This is a genomic window from Arenimonas sp. (assembly GCF_044348765.1).
Lineage (GTDB): Bacteria > Pseudomonadota > Gammaproteobacteria > Xanthomonadales > Xanthomonadaceae > Arenimonas.
In genome coordinates this window covers 13,254-34,157 of the sequence record NZ_JBIKSE010000013.1, presented here as the reverse complement: position 1 = coordinate 34,157, position 20,904 = coordinate 13,254, and the positions used below count along the sequence as shown (strand labels likewise).

Annotated in this window: 17 protein-coding genes; 8 read left to right on the top strand and 9 right to left on the bottom strand. The window is 59.2% G+C overall.

Features of this window, described 5'->3' with window-relative positions; all coding sequences use genetic code 11:
* Positions 1-9: 9 nt before the first annotated feature.
* Entirely contained in the window at positions 10-2,172 is a 2,163-nt protein-coding gene (locus tag ACIQ0Q_RS03730) for an adenosylcobalamin-dependent ribonucleoside-diphosphate reductase (protein WP_395771608.1), read from the bottom strand.
* A gap of 285 nt (positions 2,173-2,457) precedes the next feature.
* Between ACIQ0Q_RS03730 and ACIQ0Q_RS03725 the strand changes: the two genes are divergently transcribed.
* The 7 genes from ACIQ0Q_RS03725 to ACIQ0Q_RS03695 are packed head-to-tail and all read left to right on the top strand — an operon-like array spanning position 2,458 to position 10,309.
* A complete protein-coding gene (locus tag ACIQ0Q_RS03725; protein WP_395771607.1) occupies positions 2,458-3,864 on the top strand; it encodes a trypsin-like peptidase domain-containing protein in 1,407 nt (468 codons plus the stop codon).
* 41 nt (positions 3,865-3,905) lie between these two features.
* Positions 3,906-4,601, top strand: coding sequence for an HAD family hydrolase (locus ACIQ0Q_RS03720; protein WP_395771606.1), 696 nt, complete (start codon positions 3,906-3,908; stop codon positions 4,599-4,601).
* Positions 4,598-6,001: a leucyl aminopeptidase family protein gene (locus ACIQ0Q_RS03715; RefSeq protein WP_395771605.1), complete on the top strand. Its 1,404-nt coding sequence runs from the start codon at positions 4,598-4,600 to the stop codon at positions 5,999-6,001. Before ACIQ0Q_RS03720 ends, ACIQ0Q_RS03715 begins: the two co-directional genes overlap by 4 nt.
* A gap of 41 nt (positions 6,002-6,042) precedes the next feature.
* The gene (locus ACIQ0Q_RS03710; protein WP_395771604.1) at positions 6,043-7,260 is read left to right on the top strand and encodes an efflux RND transporter periplasmic adaptor subunit; all 1,218 of its coding nucleotides are present in this window, start codon (positions 6,043-6,045) and stop codon (positions 7,258-7,260) included.
* Positions 7,257-7,970: an ABC transporter ATP-binding protein gene (locus tag ACIQ0Q_RS03705; RefSeq protein WP_395771603.1), complete on the top strand. Its 714-nt coding sequence runs from the start codon at positions 7,257-7,259 to the stop codon at positions 7,968-7,970. The genes ACIQ0Q_RS03710 and ACIQ0Q_RS03705 overlap by 4 nt, the downstream gene beginning before the upstream one ends.
* 1 nt (position 7,971) lies before the next feature.
* Positions 7,972-9,129 carry an ABC transporter permease gene (locus tag ACIQ0Q_RS03700; RefSeq protein WP_395771602.1) on the top strand — a complete coding sequence of 386 codons (1,158 nt, stop codon included), beginning with the start codon at positions 7,972-7,974 and terminating at the stop codon, positions 9,127-9,129.
* Between the two features lies 1 nt (position 9,130).
* Entirely contained in the window at positions 9,131-10,309 is a 1,179-nt protein-coding gene (locus ACIQ0Q_RS03695) for an ABC transporter permease (protein WP_395771601.1), read from the top strand.
* A gap of 84 nt (positions 10,310-10,393) precedes the next feature.
* Here ACIQ0Q_RS03695 and ACIQ0Q_RS03690 read toward each other — a convergent pair whose 3' ends face one another.
* The 5 genes from ACIQ0Q_RS03690 to ACIQ0Q_RS03670 all read right to left on the bottom strand — a co-directional run bounded on the left by ACIQ0Q_RS03690 (position 10,394) and on the right by ACIQ0Q_RS03670 (position 15,205).
* Positions 10,394-11,044: a methylated-DNA--[protein]-cysteine S-methyltransferase gene (locus ACIQ0Q_RS03690; RefSeq protein ID WP_395771600.1), complete on the bottom strand. Its 651-nt coding sequence runs from the start codon at positions 11,042-11,044 to the stop codon at positions 10,394-10,396.
* Positions 11,044-13,203 (bottom strand): carboxy terminal-processing peptidase, encoded by a 2,160-nt coding sequence (locus tag ACIQ0Q_RS03685; RefSeq protein ID WP_395771599.1) that lies wholly within the window; start codon positions 13,201-13,203, stop codon positions 11,044-11,046. The genes ACIQ0Q_RS03690 and ACIQ0Q_RS03685 overlap by 1 nt, the downstream gene beginning before the upstream one ends.
* A gap of 67 nt (positions 13,204-13,270) precedes the next feature.
* A complete protein-coding gene (gene lipA, locus ACIQ0Q_RS03680) occupies positions 13,271-14,260 on the bottom strand; it encodes a lipoyl synthase (protein ID WP_395771598.1) in 990 nt (329 codons plus the stop codon).
* A 7-nt stretch (positions 14,261-14,267) separates the two neighbouring features.
* Entirely contained in the window at positions 14,268-14,942 is a 675-nt protein-coding gene (gene lipB, locus ACIQ0Q_RS03675; RefSeq protein ID WP_395771597.1) for a lipoyl(octanoyl) transferase LipB, read from the bottom strand.
* Positions 14,930-15,205 (bottom strand): DUF493 family protein, encoded by a 276-nt coding sequence (locus tag ACIQ0Q_RS03670; protein WP_395771596.1) that lies wholly within the window; start codon positions 15,203-15,205, stop codon positions 14,930-14,932. The genes lipB and ACIQ0Q_RS03670 overlap by 13 nt, the downstream gene beginning before the upstream one ends.
* A 125-nt stretch (positions 15,206-15,330) precedes the next feature.
* Here ACIQ0Q_RS03670 and ACIQ0Q_RS03665 point away from each other — a divergent pair, with 125 nt between their 5' ends.
* Positions 15,331-17,499: a M3 family metallopeptidase gene (locus tag ACIQ0Q_RS03665; RefSeq protein ID WP_395771595.1), complete on the top strand. Its 2,169-nt coding sequence runs from the start codon at positions 15,331-15,333 to the stop codon at positions 17,497-17,499.
* A gap of 63 nt (positions 17,500-17,562) precedes the next feature.
* On the opposite strand, the gene ACIQ0Q_RS03660 is transcribed toward ACIQ0Q_RS03665, so the two are convergent.
* Genes ACIQ0Q_RS03660 through mltB form a run of 3 tightly spaced genes read right to left on the bottom strand, consistent with a single transcriptional unit; the run spans position 17,563 to position 20,897 of the window.
* On the bottom strand, positions 17,563-18,777 hold the full coding sequence (locus ACIQ0Q_RS03660) for a D-alanyl-D-alanine carboxypeptidase family protein (protein ID WP_395771594.1): 1,215 nt from the start codon (positions 18,775-18,777) through the stop codon (positions 17,563-17,565).
* A gap of 39 nt (positions 18,778-18,816) precedes the next feature.
* Positions 18,817-19,782 (bottom strand): septal ring lytic transglycosylase RlpA family protein, encoded by a 966-nt coding sequence (locus ACIQ0Q_RS03655; RefSeq protein ID WP_395771593.1) that lies wholly within the window; start codon positions 19,780-19,782, stop codon positions 18,817-18,819.
* Positions 19,782-20,897 (bottom strand): lytic murein transglycosylase B, encoded by a 1,116-nt coding sequence (mltB, locus tag ACIQ0Q_RS03650; protein WP_395771592.1) that lies wholly within the window; start codon positions 20,895-20,897, stop codon positions 19,782-19,784. The genes ACIQ0Q_RS03655 and mltB overlap by 1 nt, the downstream gene beginning before the upstream one ends.
* Between the last annotated feature and the right edge of the window lie 7 nt (positions 20,898-20,904).

Below are 20,904 nucleotides of genomic sequence, written 5' to 3'. Positions count from 1 at the left end.
TGGAATGGTTTAGAACTTTCCGTAGTAGCCTTCTTTCAGCGCATCGAATAGGTTGGCGGCGGTATGCATTTCACCGTCGTATTCGATTTGCTCATTACCCTTTACCTCTACCACGGAACCATCTTCCAGTTCAAACCGGTAGGTGGTGTTTTCCAAATCCGACTCCTTGACCAAAACGCCCTGGAAGGCGGCCGGATTGAAACGGAAGGTGGTACAGCCCTTCAGGCCCTGCTGGTGGGCATAGGAATAGATATCCTTGAAGTCCTCGAACGGATAGTTGGTCGGCACGTTGGCGGTCTTCGAAATCGAGGAATCAATCCACTTCTGCGAAGCGGCCTGGATGTCGACGTGCTCCTTCGGCGAGATGTCATCGGCAGCCACGAAGTATTCCGGCAACGCAGCTTCCGGGTCTTCGCTATAGGGCATCGCTTTCGGATTGATCAGCTCGCGGTAAGACAGCAGTTCGTAGCTGTACACCTCCACCTTTTCCTTGGACTTCTTGCCTTCGCGGATTACGTTGCGGCTGTAGTGATGCGCGAACGAGGGCTCGATACCGTTGGAGGCATTGTTGGCCAGCGACAGCGAAATGGTGCCGGTCGGCGCGATCGAACTGTGATGGGTGAAGCGGGTACCCTTCTCAACCATCTTGGCGACCAGATCCGGGGCGACCGAGGCCACACGCTGCATGTAGCGCGAGTATTTGGCGTGCAACACCCGTCCCTTGATTTTCTGACCCAGCTTGTAGCCATCGGCAACCATTTCCGGACGCTTGCGCAGCATTTCGGCAGTCACCTTGAACTCTTCGTCCATGATCGGGGCCGCACCTTTCTCTTCGGCCAGCGCCAGGCCGACTTCCCAGCCGGCCAGCGCCATTTCCCGCGAGATGGCTTCGGTGAACTCCAGACTTTCGGCGGAACCATATTTCATCTTGAGCATGGTCAACGTGCTGCCCAGGCCCAGAAAACCCATGCCGTGGCGGCGCTTGCGCATGATTTCCTGACGCTGCTGTTCCAGCGGCAGACCGTTCACTTCCACCACGTTATCGAGCATGCGGGTGAACACGCGCACGACTTCTTTGTATTCTTCCCAATCGAACGCCGCCTTATCGGTGAAGGCATCACGCACGAACAGGGTCAGATTGACCGAGCCGAGCAGGCAGGCGCCGTAAGGCGGCAATGGCTGTTCGCCACAGGGATTGGTGGCACGGATGTTTTCACACCACCAGTTGTTGTTCATTTCGTTGACACGATCAATTAGGATGAAGCCCGGCTCGGCGAAATCGTAGGTGGACGCCATGATGCGGTTCCACAGCAACTGCGCGCGGATATGACCGAAAATCTTGCAGGCCACCAAGCCGTCGTCACGGGTCACATAGCCGGTGTTGACCGGCCAATCGCGCCAGATCACCTGCGAGGCGTCGTTCAGATCAAGATCGTTCTGTTCTTTGACACTGACCGGGAAAATCAGCGGCCAGTCGGCATCCTTGTTGACGGCATCCATGAAGCCATCAGTAATCAGCAATGAAAGATTGAACTGACGCAGGCGACCGTCTTCGCGTTTGGCACCGATGAATTCCTTGACGTCCGGATGCGAGACATCGAAGGTACCCATCTGGGCGCCGCGACGCCCGCCGGCGGACGACACCGTGAAGCACATCTTGTCGTAGATATCCATGAACGACAGCGGACCCGAGGTATGCGCACCGGCACCGGATACGTAGGCGCCGCGCGGGCGCAGGGTCGAGAATTCATAGCCGATACCGCAGCCGGCTTTCAGGGTCAGTCCTGCTTCGTGCACTTTGTCGAGGATGCCGTCCATCGAATCCGGAATCGAACCCGATACCGTGCAATTGATGGTGGAGGTGGCCGGCTTGTGTTCGAGCGCACCGGCATTGGAGGTGATCCGTCCGGCCGGAATCGCGCCGCGGCGCAAGGCCCACAGGAAACGTTCATTCCAATAAGCCTGGCGTTCGGCATCCGGCTCGGCCTCCGAGAGTGCTTTGGCGACTCGGCGGTAGGTATCATCGATGCTCTGATCCACCGGCGCGCCGCTTTTGGCCTTCAGTCGGTATTTTTTATCCCAGATATCCAGCGAAGCCGGTTGCAGCGGAAGCGCATCATTGTGCAGGGTTTGAACGCTGGCGGGAACGGCTTCCAATCGGGGTGTACTCATATCCAACTTATCTCCATGATAATTCAAGCTTTTCAGTCATCACTTAGCACCCCTCACTACATGTTGGGGTTTCTCGTTATAAAAACACAACATCTTGTGTTTCAGAACCCTACATTAACCGTCTTGAAACGGGCTGTCAACACGATATTTTAACCTGTCCTCATGTCAATATCTATTTACATTACAATTAGATAGACTATTTTCACTGGCGTGAAACCATGTCGTGAATCACCAATTTTTTTCACCTTCGCTATACTGCTTCCCAGACCCCCGGCAGGAACTCCTATGACTCTCTCCTTGCGTACCTTGGCTTTGGCGACGTTGTGCACCATGACGGGCGCACTCGCAGCCGGTTTTTATTACTCAAATCAATCAGATAGTAATAAAAATGGAGCCTCGGGGCGCCTGTGGATGATTCCGGACGCCCGCGCCGCAGTCCCCGCCAATGCGCAAACCATGCCCACGCTCGCACCAATGCTCGCCAAAGTGACGCCTTCGGTGGTCAACATCTACACGAAGCAGCGGGTCAGGGTGAACAATCCCATCGCTGATTTTTTCGGTGGCGGCCGCTATCCTCAGGAACGCATCGCACAATCGCTTGGCTCGGGCGTGATCGTAGATGCCGCACGCGGTCTGATCCTAACCAACAACCACGTGGTCGAGGGAGCCGATGAAGTATCGGTCAGCCTATCCGATGGCCGCACCTTCGAGGCGCAACCGGTCGGCTCCGATCCCGACACCGATATCGCGGTCATCCGCATCGCCGCCAAGGATCTGGTGGCATTGCCGGTGGCCGATTCCAGCAAACTGCGCGTCGGTGATTACGTGGTCGCCGTCGGCAATCCCTTCGGTCTGGGACAAACCGTGACCTCGGGAATCGTCTCCGCCGTTGGCCGCAGCGGCCTGCAGGGCCTGGGCTTTCAGAATTTCATCCAGACCGACGCATCGATCAACCCCGGAAATTCCGGGGGCGCGTTGGTCAATCTCAGCGGCGAACTGGTCGGTATCAATGTCGCCAGCTTCAATCCGCGCGGCAGCGCCGCCGGCAATATCGGGCTGGGTTTCGCAATTCCCGCCAATCTGGCCAAGGAAATCATGCGTCAGCTGATGGCCTATGGCGAAGTCCGCCGAGGCACGCTTGGTCTGGATGCCGAAACCGCGCAGACGCAGGTCGAGCCAATCACCCGGGGGGCCTTGGTGACCCGGGTCTACCGCGGCAGTCCGGCGGAAGACGCTGGCATCCGTCCCGGCGATGTCATCGTCAAAGCCAACGACCAACGCATCGACGGTGCCGACGCCCTGAGTAATCTGGAAGGCCTGTTGCCGCTCGGCGCGCCGGTGCGACTGGAACTGGTACGCGACAGCCAGCGCCTTGTTGTCAATGCGCAACTGAAAGCCTCGGCGAAGGAACTGGACGCAGGCCAACTGGATGCCCGGTTGGCCGGCGCCATACTGATTGACACGCCGGAACGCTACCGACAGACCGGCATGCGTGGCGTCATCATCAGCAAAGTGGCGGCGGGCAGCCGCGCCGAACGCAACGGCCTGGAAGCCGGCGACCGCATTCTGGTGGTCAACCGCCAGTCGGTCGGTGATCTGGCAGCCTTGCGCAGTCAGCTCGCACAGAATCCGCCGCGCCTGGAGCTGGGATTGGCACGCGGCCGGCAATCCGGTTATCTGCAAATACGTTAAAAACACGCAGTGTGCACGTCGATGCGCGGTATGCTATCGGGATGCATACTGTAAAAGCCATCAGCCTCGATCTGGACGATACCCTTTGGCCGATCTGGCCGATTATCGAGCGCGCTGAAGCGGCACTCCATGATTTCCTGCTGGCACACGCTCCGGTCACCGCCGAACAATTCCCGGTGCCGGCCATGCGCCATGTGCGTGAACAGATCGCCCAGGCCCATCCGGAACTTGCGCACGACTTCACCGCGCAGCGCAAACTGTCCTTGCAGCACGCCTTCCATCTGAGCGGCGAAAGCGATGCACTGATTGAGCCGGCCTTCGATGCGTTTTTCCGGGCACGCAACGACGTCACGCTTTACAGCGACTGCCTGCCGGCACTTGATCGCCTGGCGGCGCGCTTTCCGTTGATCGGATTGACTAACGGCAACGCTGACCTCGGTCGCACCGGCATCGGCCACTACTTCATCGGCTGCATTTCCGCGCGCGACGTCGGTACCGCCAAGCCGCATCCGCCGATTTTCGAAGCCACCAGCCAAGCGCTGGGCATCGCACCGCAATACATCCTGCATGTCGGTGATGACCCATGGCTGGACGTGCAGGGTGCACATGATGCCGGTTTCCGTTCGGCATGGATCAATCGCACCGGCGCGGTCTGGCCGGCCGAAATCATGCCGCCCCATCTCACCATCACCACCCTGCTGCAACTGGCCGAACGGCTGGAAAAGGTATCCGCATGACTGCTTTATTTTCCGCGCAAGGTCTATCGAAAGAACGCCATCCGCAATCGCGGGCCATCGAATTGGTGTCGGTTGAGCAATACGCCGACTGGCTGGCGACGCAAGCAGAGTTCACCCGTAACTGGTTGACCAGCCAGTCGTTCCAGGGGCGTGCTACGCAATTCGCGCTGCTGCCGGATGCCGGCGGACAATGCAATCGGGTTGTGGCTGTCATCGGCGGCGACACGCCCTATGCCATTGCGCATCTGCCGAAACTCTTGCCGAAAGGCCACTATCATCGTTGTCCCCATTCCACCGCCGCGCTCAGTACCGACAATCTTCTGCTCGGCTGGGGACTGGGCGCTTATCGATTCGAACGCTATCTGGCCAAAACCGAGCCGGCGATTCTGCATGCCGAAGGCCAGAGCGCCCGTGCCGAAAGCGTACTCACCGCCAGCCTGGAAGTGCGCGATTGGATCAATACGCCGACCGAACACATGGGGCCCGATGAACTGGAGCAGGCCGTCCGCGCCATTGGGGCAGACTTCCAGGCGAAGGTGTCCAGCATCTGCGGCGAGGAACTGCTGGTAGAGAACTTTCCGACCATCCACGCAGTCGGCCGCGCCGCGCACCGGGCGCCGCGCCTGATCCGTCTGGACTGGGGTGATGACGCGCATCCGCATGTCGTGTTGTGCGGCAAAGGTGTATGCTTCGATACCGGCGGCCTCAACATCAAAGCAGCCGATGGCATGCGCAACATGAAAAAAGACATGGGTGGCGCGGCACACGCACTGGGTCTGGCGCGTCTGCTGATGCAGAACACGGTACCGGTGCGGTTGACTCTGCTCATTGCCGCTGTCGAAAATGCCATCGCCGGCAATGCCTTCCGCCCCGGCGACGTCATCACCACCCGCCAAGGCTTAAGCGTTGAAATCGATAACACCGATGCCGAAGGCCGTCTGGTGTTAGCCGATGCCTTAGCGCTTGCCGGTGAACTGAAACCGGATCTGATCATGGATTTCGCCACGCTGACCGGTGCCGCCCGTATCGCGCTCGGACCGGATCTGCCGGCTCTATTCAGCAACCAGGATGCGGTAGCACGCGACTATCTGGCCGCCGGTGAATCCGAGCATGATCCCCTGTGGCAAATGCCTTTGTGGCAACCCTATCTGGGTTACCTGAAATCCAATGTCGCCGATTTGGCCAACTCGGGAGCTAGCAAAATGGCCGGCTGCATGACCGCTGCCCTGTTCCTGCAACGTTTCGTTCCGACCGAAACCGCTTGGATGCATCTGGATGTCTACAGCTGGAACGATTCCGAGCGGCCCGGAAAGCCCGCCGGCGGCGAAGCCCAGGGGCTGCGTGCGGCGTTTCGCTTCCTCCAGAAAAAATATGACCACCGGTACTTCACCGATTCCTGAGTCAATGACAGAATAATGGCCATTCCGCCAAGGACCTTTGCATGAACCGCTCCGAAGAACTTTTGAATGAACTGAAAATCAACCGTCGCGGCATCCAGGCCGTCAAGAAACGGCGCTGGCCCTGGATCGTCGGTGCTCTGGCGGTTTTGGTTATGGCTTTTTTCTTGTTGCGCGGCGGCAAGGCGCTGGAAGTGGAAACGGTCAATCCGCGCTCGGCCGCAGAAAGCGGTCCGGCCTCGGTGCTGGATGCCTCCGGCTACGTGACCGCACGCCGTATCGCTACCGTCTCTTCGAAAATCACCGGCAAGGTCAAAGAGGTCTACATCGAGGAAGGCCAGCGCGTCAAAGCCGGCGAAATACTCGCCCGCCTCGATGTGCAGGACGCCGACGCCCAGTACCGGCTGTCGCAATCGCAATTAGCCTCCAGTGAATCGCAGCTGGCCGAAGCGCGCGCGCAGCTGGCTTTGGCCGAGAGCAACTATGCCCGCAACCGCGAGCTCGGCGCCAAACAGCTGGTTTCCCGTCAGGCGCTGGACGCCGCCAAAGCCGAGCGTGATTCGCGCGCGGCTCGTCTGAACAGCCTGCAAAAGTCTGTCAATGTCTCGCGCGACCAGCTTGGCGTATCGGCACTGAACATCGACAACACCGTCATCCGTGCGCCCTTCGACGGCGTGATCGTGGCTAAGGCCGCGCAGCCGGGCGAAATGATCTCGCCGATTTCCGGTGGCGGCGGTTCGATCCGTACCGGCATCGGCACCTTGGTCGACATGGACTCGCTGGAAGTACAGGTCGATGTCAACGAAGCCTATATCGGACGGGTCACGCCGGAAATGCCGGTACAGGCCGTGCTGAACGCCTACCCGGACTGGAAGATTCCCGGTGCGGTGATTGCCATCGTGCCGACCGCCGACCGTTCCAAGGCCACGGTGAAAGTTCGCGTGGCATTGACCAGCAAGGACTCTCGCATCGTGCCGGATATGGGTGTGCGCGTCAGTTTCCTCGAGCAGAAGAACGAAAACAAACCCTTGACCGGCTTCTGGGTGCCGAACGGTGCCGTACTCAAGGACGGCAACGCCACTTACGTATTCACCATTACGGACGGCAAAGCTGTTCGTACCGCCGTGACCGTTGCTGAAAGCAATGACAGCGAAAGCCGAATCAGTAAAGGCGTAGCCAAAGGCGATTCGCTGGTGGCCACGCCCGACAAAGATCTGAAAGATGGCGCCAAAGTCGTCCGCAAGGCAGACGCCGGTCAATGAGCGCACGCGACAGCAGTACCGGTCTGTTTCCGTTGGTCGAAATACGCCAGCTGACCAAGGCCTATGTACGTGGCAAGCAGGTACTGGAAGTACTGCACGGCATCAATCTGGATATTCCGGAAGGCGATTTCGTGGCACTGATGGGCCCCTCCGGTTCCGGCAAAACCACCTTGCTGAACCTGATCGGCGGCATCGATTCACCGACCAGTGGCGTACTGACCATCGATGGCCGGCGCATTGACGATCTGGGCGGTAACGAACTGGCCGCCTGGCGCGCCAACACCGTCGGTTTCATTTTCCAGAGCTACAACCTGATGCCGGTGTTGAGCGCCCAGAAGAATGTGGAGCTGCCCTTGTTGCTGACCGACATGGATGCCGGCGAGCGTCGTCACCGCGCTTCGATTGCCTTGAAGCTGGTCGGCATCGCCGACCGGGCCGGCCATAAACCGAACGAACTGTCCGGCGGCCAGCAGCAGCGCGTGGCCATCGCGCGCGCGCTGGTGTCCGATCCGCGCATTCTGATCTGCGATGAACCGACCGGCGATCTCGACCGCAAGACCGCCGACGAAGTGCTGACCCTGCTGCAGCAGCTCAACCGTGAATTCGGCAAGACCATCGTGATGGTGACCCACGATCCGAAAGCGGCCGAGTACGCCAAGCGCACGGTGCACCTCGACAAAGGCAGTCTGGTCGACGAGCCAAGCCACTGAGATGATCCGCAAATATATGCCATTGGTGTGGGGCGCCCTGATGCGCAAGAAAACCCGGACGGCATTCACCCTGCTGTCGCTGTCGGCGGCCTTCCTGCTGATCGGCCTGCTGCAGGCGGTGAACTCGGTGCTGTCCGGCGGTGCCGATTTCCTCGGTGCCAACCGGCTGATCACCCAGGCCAAGATCAGTTTCACCCAGCCCTTGCCGATGCGTCTGCTGCCGCAGATCGAAGCCATTCCCGGCGTCGAACACGTCGGTCATTCGCAGTTTTTCGGCGGCGTCTACCAGGACCCGAAGAATTTCTTCCCGCAGTTCGCCGTCAATCCGCAACGCCTGCGCGATACCTACCCGGAATGGACCATGGATGAAGACGCCTGGCGCACCTTCATTTCGACCCAGGACGGCGCCATCGCCGGCAAGGTGCTGGCCGAAAAATACGGCTGGAAGGTCGGCGACATCATCCCGCTGAATTCCTTCATCTGGACCCAGCGCGACGGCAGCCGGGTCTGGCAATGGCGTCTGGTCGGCATCTTCGAAGGCCGTGATCAGGAATGGACCGACCGTGCCAACCTGATGTACTTGAATTACGGCCAGTTCGACGAAGGCCGCAGTGAACGCGCGCGCGGGCTGGCCGGCGTATTCGTGGTGCGGGTGAAGAACCCGATGGACTCCGAACGCATCGCCGCCGAGATCGACCGCAAGTTCGAAAACTCCTCGGAAGAAACCAAAACCCAGAGCGAGCAGGAATTCCAGCTCGGCTTTTTGAAGCAGCTGGGCGACATCGGCTTCATCGTCAATGCCATTTCCGGCGCGGTGTTCTTCACCATCCTAATTTTGACCGGCTACACCATGAGTCAGGCCGTGCGCGAGCGCATTCCCGAACTGGCCGTACTGAAATGTCTCGGCTTCACCGACCGCACTGTTTTGGGACTGGTGCTGGCCGAGTCTTTTCTGCTCTGTTTCATCGGTGCCTTGTTCGGGCTGTTGCTGGCCAGCGCGGTAACCGGGCTGCTGCCACCGGAATACCCGATCAAAGCCGATGCCCGCGTCTGGCTGTTCGCACTGGCCACCACCATCTTCCTGGCGCTGGTGGTCGGGCTGCCGCCGGCATTGCGTGCGATGCATCTGAAAATCGTCGATGCCCTGGCGGGACGCTGAAATGAGTACACTGACCCAGATCCGTGAAATCGTGCTGATGAATCTGAAAAGCATTCCGCAGCGTCTCGGGGCCTCGCTGGTCATCGTCATCGGCATCGCCGGGGTGGTCGGGGTGCTGGTGGCGATGCTGTCGATGTCGACCGGACTCAATAAAACCCTAACCGCCACCGGCGATCCGAACCGTGCCATCGTGCTGCGCGGCGGCTCCAATGGCGAACTGGCCAGTTTCCTGGACCGCAGCGCGGCTACTTTGATCAAACAGGATCCGGCCATCGCCCGACATTCTGACGGTCTGCCGTTCGCCTCCGGCGAGTTGATCGTGATTACAGAGGTGCCCCGCAAAGGCCAAAGCTCGGGTGCCAACGTGTCGCTGCGCGGCATCGAGGCCAAAGGCCTGGTAATCCGCCCGGAACTGAAATTGGTTGCGGGAAGATCCTTCAAGCCCGGACTGCGCGAAATCATCGTCGGCAAAGGCGCCTATACCCAATTCGACGGCCTGCAGGTTGGTGCCAAACTGAAATTCCGCGGCTCGTACTGGGATGTAGTCGGCATCTTCGAAACTGGCGATGCCCATGATTCCGAGCTTTGGGCCGATTTGGATACCGTACAGAGCGCCTTTGGTCGATCGGGTGTGTCTTCGGTGGTGGTTCGTCTGAATTACCGCGATGCGTTCAAGGATCTGAAGCGCCGTCTGGAATCGGACCCGCAGCTGAATGTGGAAGTGAAAACCGAGAAAGATTACTTCTCCTCGCAATCCTCCGGGCTGACCCGTCAAATCGGATTTCTGACCAGCATCGTTACCGTCATCATGGCCTTCGGCGCCCTGTTCGGCGCGCTCAATACCATGTACTCGGCGGTTTCAGCGCGTACGGCGGAAATCGGTACCCTGCGCGCGCTCGGTTTCGGCAATGCACCGGTAGTGGCCTCGGTGATGGCGGAAGCGATGTTCCTGTCCCTGCTGGGCGGCGTGCTCGGTGCCGGCATCGCCTATGTGCTGTTCAACGACTACTCGGTATCCACGCTCGGCGGCGGCTTCACCCAGGTCGCGTTCAATTTCGCGGTGACCCCGGGCCTGGTCGCGCAGGGCCTGAGCTGGGCGCTGACCATCGGCTTTCTCGGCGGACTGGCACCAGCGGTGCGCGCCGCCCAGCTTCCGGTTACGGCGGCATTGCGCGGCTGAATCTTGATGGCGAAATAGCTCGAATCCCAGATCAGATGATCGCCGCAAGCATTACGGCGAGGTGATCGGATTTCAGTGACAGACTCATCGCGCAGCGACGCCGCTGCATTCACGGCGCAACAGATCTTCCTTCAAGGGCAAGCCCCAACGATAACCGCCGAGCGACCCATCGCCACGGATGATGCGGTGACAGGGCACCAGAACGGCAACCCGGTTGCCGGCACAGGCCCGGGCCACCGCACGCGCGGCTTTGGGCAGGGCCAGACACTCGGCCAACTCGCTATAGGACAAGGTGCTGCCCCGTGGAATGGTCATCAGCGCCTGCCAGACACGGTGCTGGAAAGCCGTTCCAATCAACTCCACCGACACCTTCGCCGCCTTTCCGGATAGGGCATCGACAACCGCACGAACCTTTTCCGCGATGATGCCGTCATGGTCGGGGACGTGATTAAGTTCAGCATGAGGAAATTCGGCGCGCAATTCTTCGAGCAATTTCGGCTGCTCGTCCGCCAGCGCGACCGCGCAGATGCCACGCTCGGTGGCGGCGACAAGGGCGTTCCCCAGTACCGTCACCGTGATCGTCCAATGGAGGATCAGGCCAGCGCCGCCCTTTCGGTAAACAGCAGGCAACATGCCGAGTTTGGCCACGTCGTTTTCATAGACGCGCGAACTCAATCCATAACCGCTGTCGACCCAGGCCGGGGTCGCGTCCGATGCGTTATCCGCATCCTGCATCACTGCGTCCAGATCTTGGCGGCATTGGATTTCGGAAACACCTGGGTCAGCAAGGGCTTGCTGCCTTCCAGCAGAACGATGGCATCGGCAAGAATGGCTGCGGACTCATTCAGCAACGGATCCGGGCGCTCCTTATCGGCATTTTCCTGGGCGACCTGTTCACTGACCTTGCGTTCATTGGCCTGCAGGCCATCATCGTTATCGTCCGGACCGCCGGATTTCAGGCCCAGCGCCTTGCGTTCGACCTCACGGGCCTCGCGCTTGGCTTTGAAGGCAGCCCGTTCATCCAGGCGTTCCTGCTCATTCAGGGACACCGACTTCTTCGCGCGGTCGGCCTTGAAGCTGGCGACGTCCTGCATCCACCAGGTAAATTCCTTGTCGCCGGTGATGCGGGCCTCGTGGCGGCTGATCAGCTGCGGATTGATGGCCTGGAACATGCCGAGACGATTGTAACTGGCTGCCGGAATTTCGGTATACGGCAGGGCGTTGTCGAAGGTGCTTTCGCCGTATTCACCGGCATCGACGGTCACCGGGAACGGCACATCCGGACTCACCGCCGCATTCTGGGTGGTGCCTCCATTGATGCGGAAAAACTGGGCCGTGGTCATGTGCAGATCGCCGAGCTTGAAATCCTTGGTGCGCTTGTAGCGATCAAAAGGAATGACGCTCTGCACGGTGCCCTTGCCGAAGGTCGGCTCGCCGATGATCAGGCCGCGGCCGTAATCCTGGATGGCGGCCGCGAAGATTTCCGAAGCCGATGCCGAAGAACGATTGACCAGAACCGCCAGCGGGCCGGACCAGGCTACACCGGGTTCGGTATCGCCGCCGACTTCGATGTCGCCGTTGCTGCTGCGAACCTGCACAACCGGTCCGGTGTCGATGAACAGGCCGGTCAGTTCGATGGCTTCCGGCAAGGCACCGCCGCCGTTGCTTCGCAGATCCACGACCACGCCATCGACTTTTTCGGCCTTGAGCTCATTCAGCAGTTTGCGCACGTCGGAGGTCGCCGAACGGACATCGGGATCACCGCGGCGAGCTGCTTCGAAATCGAGGTAGAACGCCGGCAGCTCGATCACGCCGATGCGCTTGCCGCCGCTTTCGATAATCTTTTTGCTGGCCGCCTGTTCTTCGAGCTTGATTTTGTCCCGCACCACGCGCACGATCTGACGGGTGCCGTCGGCGCCCTCGTCGCCGGACTGCACTTCCAGACGCACCACGGTGCCTTTGGCTCCGCGGACTTTGGCCACGACATCGTCGATGGACCAGTCGACCACGTCCACCATGGGGCCACTTTCGCCCTGGCCGACAGCCAGAATGCGGTCACCGGCTTTTATCTTTCCGGTTTTTTCAGCCGGGCTACCCGGCATGATGGTGCGGAACAGCACGTAGCCATCCTGCTGCTGCAGCACCGCGCCGACGCCTTCCAGCGACAGCCTCATGGTCATTTCGAAGTTCTCCGCACTGCGTGGCGAAAAATACGCGGTATGCGGATCGATGGCGTTGCCGTAGGCATTCATGTAGTTCTCGAACACATCGTCGCCATCAAGCTGGTGAATACGGCGCAAGAGATCGCTGTAGCGCTTATCGAGCGTAGTACGGATCTCCGGCATGCTGCGGCCAGCCAGTTTCAGGCGCAGTACATCATTCTTGACCGATTGCCGCCAGAGCTCATCGAGTTCCTTGTTATTGGCGGCCCATGCCGTATCCTCCCGATTGTAATGATAGGACTCCTTCACAGTGAAGTCGAAATCCTGTTTCAGCAGATTGCGGGCATAGGCGATACGTTCATCGACGCGCGCAAGATAGACTTTAAAGATAGTGAATGGTGTCGTGAAATCCTTGGCCTTCACCGCATCGTCATGCCTAGTCTCAAACGCTTTGAACCCGGCGATGTCGCTGGCCAGGAAAAACATCCGGTTGCCATCAAGGGACTCGAGGTATTTGTCGTGCATGGTGCGTGAGAGTTCATCGTCGAGCGGCAGCGGGCGATAGCTGAAATCGCTTCCCGAAAGGTGCAGATACATGAGTGTTCCAGCCTGAGCCTGGGCCTCGGTCGGGGCCAACGCCGCTTTCTCGGCCGGGGCATTGCCCTGTGTTGCCGCATAGGCGATAGCCAGGGGCAGCAGTGCCGCGATTGCCAGAACGATCCGTTTTTTCATGGGTTGCCTCGTTAGTTACCGCGATTGTGCGCGCTCCGCACGGAAAAAGCATGGGCCATTGGTTGGGTCAGGCCTCGACGAAGCCGGCATCCATAGCCATGCGGTCTGCGTGGTAGCTGGAACGCACCATCGGCCCTGATGCGACATGGGTGAAGCCCAGTTGGTTCCCGTAAGCTTCGATTTCGGCGAATTCTTCCGGAGTCCAGTAGCGCATGACCGGATGATGGTGCGGAGTCGGCTGCAGATACTGGCCGACCGTGATCATGTCGACGTCATGCACGCGCAGATCCCGGAGCGTCTTCTGGACCTGTTCCATGGTTTCACCCAGGCCGAGCATAATGCCGGATTTAGTCGGCACTCCCGGATTGGCGGCTTTGAACTCTTTAAGCAAATTCAGAGACCATTGGTAATCGGCCCCGGGCCGTACATTCGGATATAAATCAGGCACAGTTTCCAAATTGTGGTTGAAGACATCCGGCGGCGCCTGGTTGAGTAGCTCCAATGCGCGCTCCATACGGCCTTTGCCGCGAAAGTCCGGGGTCAGGATTTCAATCTTGATGCCCGGGCTGAAACGCCGGACCTCTTCGATGCAGCGGGTGAAGTGTTCGGCACCACCATCACGCAGATCGTCACGGTCGACCGAGGTGATCACCACATAGCGCAGCTTCATGTCAGCGATGGTTTTGGCTAGATTCAGCGGCTCGGACGCGTCCGGCGGCTTCGGGCGGCCATGCGCGACATCGCAGAAACTGCAACGCCGGGTACAAACCTCGCCCAGGATCATGAAGGTGGCGGTACCGTGGCTGAAACACTCATGGATGTTCGGGCAGCTGGCTTCTTCACACACGGTGACCAATCGGTTCTCGCGCAGCTGCGATTTCAATTTTGCGACGGCGTTTCCAGATGGAATACGGACGCGTATCCAGCTCGGTTTGCGCAATACCGGCGCCTCGGCGAAATTGACCGGACTGCGTGCAATTTTGTTTTCGCCCAACTGCTTCACACCGGCCTCGAGGCTGGTGACGGTCTGCGCGGCGATGGTTTTATCCTTGGACATTACGCTCTCACGTTTCGGGAAGGAATGCCGGCGGCAACGCATCGGTCCAGACTGGGGTCAATCCCAGCTGCTGCGAGAGCTGCGCCACCAGTATGGGCTCGACCTGATCCAGGCCCGCGGCTGGATTCAATTCTACCATCTGCGTCACTTCCAGGCCGGCATACCCGCAGGGATTGATGCCATGGAACGGCGCCAGATCCATAGCGATGTTGAAAGCCAAGCCATGAAGGCTGCAACCATGCTTCACACGCAGGCCGAGGGCGGCGATCTTAGCGGCGCCCACGTATACCCCAGGTGCCCCGGAACGCCGTTCGGCGACAATATCCCAATGTGCAAGGGTATCGATCAATGCCTGCTCGATACGGGTGACCAATTCGCGCACCCCGATGCCCAAGCGCCGGATATTTACCAGCGGATAGGCCACAATCTGACCTGGGCCGTGATAGGTGACTTGTCCGCCGCGGTTGCAGCGGATAATCGGAATAGCGCCCGGCAGCAGCACATGTTCGGGTTTGCCGGTCTGGCCGAGGGTATAAACGGGCATGTGCTGGAGCAACCAGAGCTCGTCCCGGCCATCGTTATCCCCACGTTCGGCGGTATGCCGCTCCTGCGCATCCCAGACCGGTGAATAGGGTTGGATGCCGAGCCGGCGAATCTGCCAGGACGGTGTTATAGCGTCCACTTGATCTCGGGGTGGGCCCGCAACGCATTATGTGCGGCTTCGTAATCAGTACGGGTTTCAGCTTTGAATTGCAGGCTAACCGAAACGAAACGGCCGGCACTGGAGGCGCGGCTGGACACGGTTTCATGCAGCACGGTCAGCCCGGCCTGCTCCAGTTCGTGCGGAACGGCCGATTCCAGATGGGCAGCGGCACTGCCCAAAGCGGTGATTTCAAATACGCCCGGGAAGGTAAAGCCTTTTTCAGGGGGGGGGTCGGTAGTCATGTCCTCATTATCGGGGCAATCCGGGCAAAACCCAAGGTCGGACCGGGCCGGATATGCCTTTCGGCACATTTAATTAACGCGCTTTCACGTAAAATCGGGGAGTTATCCACTAAAGGTCCTTTCCCATGTCGAAAAATCCCGTCACCCTCGCCATCGCCCTGGCCTTGGCCACCGCCAGCCTCGGCCTGCCTTCCGAATCGGCACAGGCTGCCGCCACCAAGGAATCCGCGCAAGCCATGAATCCGTTCTTCCAGAAAAGCCCGCTGCCCTACCAGTATCCGCAGTTCGACAAAATCAATAATACCGTCTACGGCCCTGCCTTTGAAGCCGGCATGAAAGAGGGTGCAGCCGATATCGAGAAAATTGCAAATAATCCCGCCAAGCCGACCTTCGAAAACACCATCGTGGCGATGGAGAAATCCGGACAGGTGCTCGACCGCGTATCCACCGTATTCTTCAGCCTGATCGGCACCAATAACAATCCGGATATGCTTAAGCTGCAAGCGGAACTAGCCCCGAAACTGTCGGCCTACTCCGATGCCATCACGCTCAACGGTAAACTGTATGCCCGGGTCAAGACACTGTATGACCAGCGCGACAGCCTGGGACTGGATGCCGAATCCAAGCGCCTGCTCGAACGCTACCACACCGACTTCGTGCGCGAAGGTGCGCAATTGAATGATGCCGACAAGGTCGCACTGAAAGACATCAATGCCAAATTAGCTGGCCTGCAGACTACCTTCAGCCAGAATGTGCAGAAGGAAGTCAACGCTGCCGCCATCGTGGTCGACCGCAAGGAAGATCTCGCTGGCATGTCCGATTCCGACATTGCGGCCGCCGCCGCCGTGGCCAAGGCCCGTGGCATGGACGGCAAGTATGTCATCGCGCTGCTCAATACCTCCGGACAGCCGGCGCTGGACTCCCTCGACAACCGTGCACTGCGTGAACGCATTCAGAAGGCCTCGATTGCCCGCGGCAGCCAGGGCGGTGAGTTCGACAACCGTGCCGTGTTCGCCGAAATCGTGAAGCTACGCGCCCAGCGCGCTAAACTACTCGGCTACGGCAACCATGCCGAATACGTGCTGGAGGATGCCACCGCGAAGACCACGGACGCCGTCAACAAGATGCTGTTCGGCCTGGCACCGGCGGCTGTGGCCAACGCCAAGAAAGAAGCGGCCGACATGCAGAAAGTGGTCGACGCCGAAAAGGGCAAGTTCCAGCTAGCAGCCTGGGACTGGTCGTACTATGCCGAGAAGGTCCGTAAGGACCGCTATGCTTTTGATGAGTCGCAGCTGCGCCCTTATTTCGAAATGACCAACGTTCTTGAAAACGGCGTATTCTACGCGGCCGAAAAACTGTACGGTCTGACCTTCAAGCGCCGCGACGATCTTCCGAAATACCACGAAGACACCACGGTCTATGAAGTGTTCGATGCCGATGGCAGCCATCTGGCTCTGTTCATCGCCGACATGTATGCGCGCGACAACAAACGCGGCGGCGCGTGGATGAACGCCTATGTGGCACAGAACCGATTGACTGGAAATACCCCGGTGGTGGCAAACCATCTGAACGTACCGAAGCCCCCGGAAGGCGAACCCACGCTGCTGACCTTCGATGAAGTCACCACCATGTTCCATGAGTTCGGCCATGCGCTGCATGGCATGTTCTCGGACGTGAAGTATCCGCGCTTCTCAGGCACCTCGGTGCCGCGTGATTTCGTCGAATATCCCTCGCAGGTCAACGAAATGTGGGCGACCGATCCGACCATCCTGAGCAATTACGCCAAGCATTACCAGACCGGCGTGCAGATTCCACAGGTGCTGTTGGACAAGGTTCAGGCGGCGGCCCAGTTCAACGAGGGTTTCCGCACCACCGAATACCTGGCCGCTTCCATCATCGACCAGGCCTGGCATCAGAAAACCGCCGAGCAGCTTCCCGGCGCCGATGGTGTCCTGGCGTTTGAAAGCAAAGCGCTTGACGAAGCCGGCATCAATATGGCTCTGGTTCCACCGCGTTACCGCACCACCTATTTCAGCCACATCATCGGCGGCTATTCGGCCGGTTATTACTCCTACCTGTGGAGTGAAGTGCTGGATGCCGACTCGGTCGAATGGTTCAAGGAAAACGGCGGCCTGAAACGCGAGAACGGCGATCACTTCCGCAAGACTCTGCTCTCGCGTGGCGGCAGCGAGGATGCCATGAAGCTGTTCGAGGATTTCCGCGGCCGTTCTCCCGACATCCAGCCGCTGCTGAAACGCCGCGGCCTGACCGCCACGACCACGCCTTCCAAATAAGTACTGTCCGAGAAACAAAAAAGCCGGTGCAAGCCGGCTTTTTTGTTACGGAATGACTCAGGATTACAAGTTGTCCCACCACATCAGGAAACCGTCCCACAGACGTCCGAAAAACCCGGCTTTGGCCACCGCGGTCGTGGCGACCAGCGGGGCTTCCGCCACCACTTTGCCGTCGAGACTGATTTTCAGCGTGCCGACTTTCTGGCCGGCAGCCAGCGGTGCGATGACATGTTTGGGCAGATCGATGTTGGCTTTTAAAGCATCAAACTTACCACGTGGCAGGGACACGCTGAAGGGCGAAGCCACGGCCAGCGTCACGACATTGCCTTTGCCTTTCCAGACGCGCGGCGAAGCGATGATTTTGTCAGGCGTATACAGCGTACGGGTTTCATAGAAACGAAAGCCCCAGTTCAGCAGCGCCAGATTGCCGTTTTCGCGCAAATCGAAGCCCTGCTTCTGGGAGTCGGTTTGGATACCCAGCACCACCGACACCAGCCGCTGTTCGCCGCGCTTGGCCGAGGCCAGCAGGCAATAGCCGGCGGCCGAGGTGTGGCCAGTTTTGATGCCATCGACCGAGGCGTCCCTCCACAGCAGGCCGTTGCGGTTGTGCTGACGGATGCCGTTGACCGTGTATTCCCTGATCTTGTTGTACGAATAGGCTTCTGGGAAGTCACGTATCATCGCGCGTCCCATCAGCGCCAGATCACGCGCGGTCGAATAATGATTAGGATCCGAAAGGCCATGCGGATTGACGAAGTTGGTATTGTTCATGCCGATTTTCTTGGCATAGGTGTTCATCAACTCCACGAATGCCACCTCGGAACCGGCCACATGCTCGGCCAAGGCGATCGCGGCGTCGTTGCCGGACTGGATGACCATGCCGCGCTCAAGTTCATCCAGACTGACCGTGCTGCCCAGTGGCAGAAAGCTGGTGGATCCATCGGTACCGCCACCACCGCCACGCCAGGCGTTTTCGCTGATCAGCACCTGATCGCTACGCTTGATCTTTCCGGCTTTCATTTCGGCAGCGACCACATAGGAAGTCATCACCTTGGTGATGCTGGCAGGTTCAACACGGGCATCCGGATTGGCACCGGCCAAAACTTGGCCATTACTGAAATCCATCAACAGCCATGCTGAAGCGCCGGCCGGCGCCGGGGCGGCCGGAATCTGCACGGAAGTTGCCGGGGTCGCATTCGGCACCGGGACGGATTGCGCAACAGCCACAGCCATTGCGCACAACGCGGCACAGGCCGCAAGATAAGGGGGAAATCGCATGAAAGCTCCAAAAAGGGGATCCTACCCCGCCATTTTAGGCTATTCGGCCCCGACACGGACCCCTTGCAAGCCGTTTTCCTGCAATAACTGCTGGATTCGCTCGATTTCCAGACTATTCAAGGGACCAATCCTTACCCGCCAGACCGATCCCTGTTCAGTCCGGGCCTTCTGTATGAAAGCAGTATCAATGGAAATGTCGCGCAGAAGATCTTTCAGGGCTTTGGCATTGTCTTCGCTGGCAAAGGAGCCGGCCTGAAGATAATGTTTATCGCTTTCCGGCGTCTTCGTTACCAGCACCGGCGGTAGATCTTCGAGATTGCTGACGGCTTCGACCTCAACCTTTGCCGTTCCGAGACGGTTGATGCCGAGCTTTGTGGCGGCGGCAAAGCTCAGATCGATGATGCGGCCCTCATGGAATGGCCCACGGTCGTTGACACGCACGATCACCGATTGCCCGGTATCAAGCCGGGTTACGCGGACGAAACTGGGAATCGGTAGGGACTTGTGGGCGGCGCTGAACTGGCACATGTCATAGATTTCACCGCTGGAGGTGGTACGTCCGTGGAATTTGGTACCGTACCAGGACGCAATTCCGCGCTCCTTGTAGCCCTCCGCAGAATCACGCACGTAGTAATTGCGGCCAAGTACTTTGTATGGCGAGCGGTTGCCGACCCTCGATTTCGGTTCGGCGCGCGGCACCGGCTCTTTCAGCAGTCTGATGTCGAGCTCGCCATCCGGGTGGGCATCGGCAATCCCGGGCGCATACAGTCCGCCTTTGGTGTAATTGCGCTCGTCATGCTGCATCACCTGCCGGCAGACGCGGGCGTTGTTGCGCTCGGCCTCTCCGGAGCTTTCCGGCAATGACGACACCGTTGGAGTCTGCGCCTGTGACGGCTGTGGTGGCGGCTGTAGTAGCGCCGGCGACGACACCTCGGGCCGCGGCGGCGCACTGCTGCAAGCTGCGAGCATGAGCGCCAATAAAGGCGCGAACTTCAACGCAGTCATTATTTGGCCGGAGCCTGGGCGCTTGTGAAAGAATCTTCCGGCGCCCCGTAGGATTGCTGTGCGATTTCCTGCGAGAGCTGCCAGACCGCCATGGCATACATCGGCGAGCGGTTGTAGCGGGTAATCACCCAGAAGTTCTTGAACCCAATCCAATGTTCGGTACCCTGCGCGCCTTCAAGCGTCAGCAAGGTTGACGGCAGGTTCTGCACGGGACGGACCGGCGCATAGCCTCTGGCGGCGAGTTCGGCCAAGGTGAACTTCGCCTCCCAGTTTTCCGGTTTATACGGCGCGGCACCCGGGGCGGCAACTGCCCGGACGAACACCGGCTTGCCGCTTTGCCAGCCGAAACCATTGAAGTAATTGGCGATTGATGCAAAAGCGTCTTTCTTCGATCCGAACAGATCACGGCGGCCGTCAGCGTCGCCATCCACCGCATATCTTCGGTAGCTCGAAGGCATGAATTGACCCAGGCCCATGGCGCCGGCATAGCTGCCCTTTAATGCATGGATATCGAATCCTTCCTCGCGTACTAATGCGAACAACTGACCCAGCTCATCGGTGAAGAAAGCGGATCGCGCCGGATTAGGTTTGCCGTTGATAATCGGATAATGGAAGGCCAGAGTGTACAGTGCATCCAAGACATTATGGCTTCCCATGTTACCGCCCCATCCGGTTTCAACGCCCATGATGGCCAGGATCATTTCAGACGGCACACCACTCTTGGTAGCAACATCCTCGATGCTGACGCGGTTGTCGGCATAATAGGTACGGCCCTGCCGGATTCTTCCATCGGTGAGGAAGATGGGACGGTATTGCGCCCAGGTCCTGGTCGATTCCGCCGGACGGGCCATAGCATTGACGATCGACTGCCTGTAAACCGCTTTGGACAGGGTAACGCTGATTTCACTTTCAGGAATGCCATATTTCTTTGCAGTCTCGGCGATGAATTGCTGCTTGCGTGTTTGCAGATCCGTACTCAAAGGCTCACTTTCTGCCGGCGGCGGTAGGGGAACGGGAACCGTAACCGGCTTCGAAGGCGCTATAGCTTGCTTGACCGGCGTACCGGTGCAACTGGCCAGCGCGAGAGTCATCACCAGCATCGGAATATTTTTCATGTCTTGC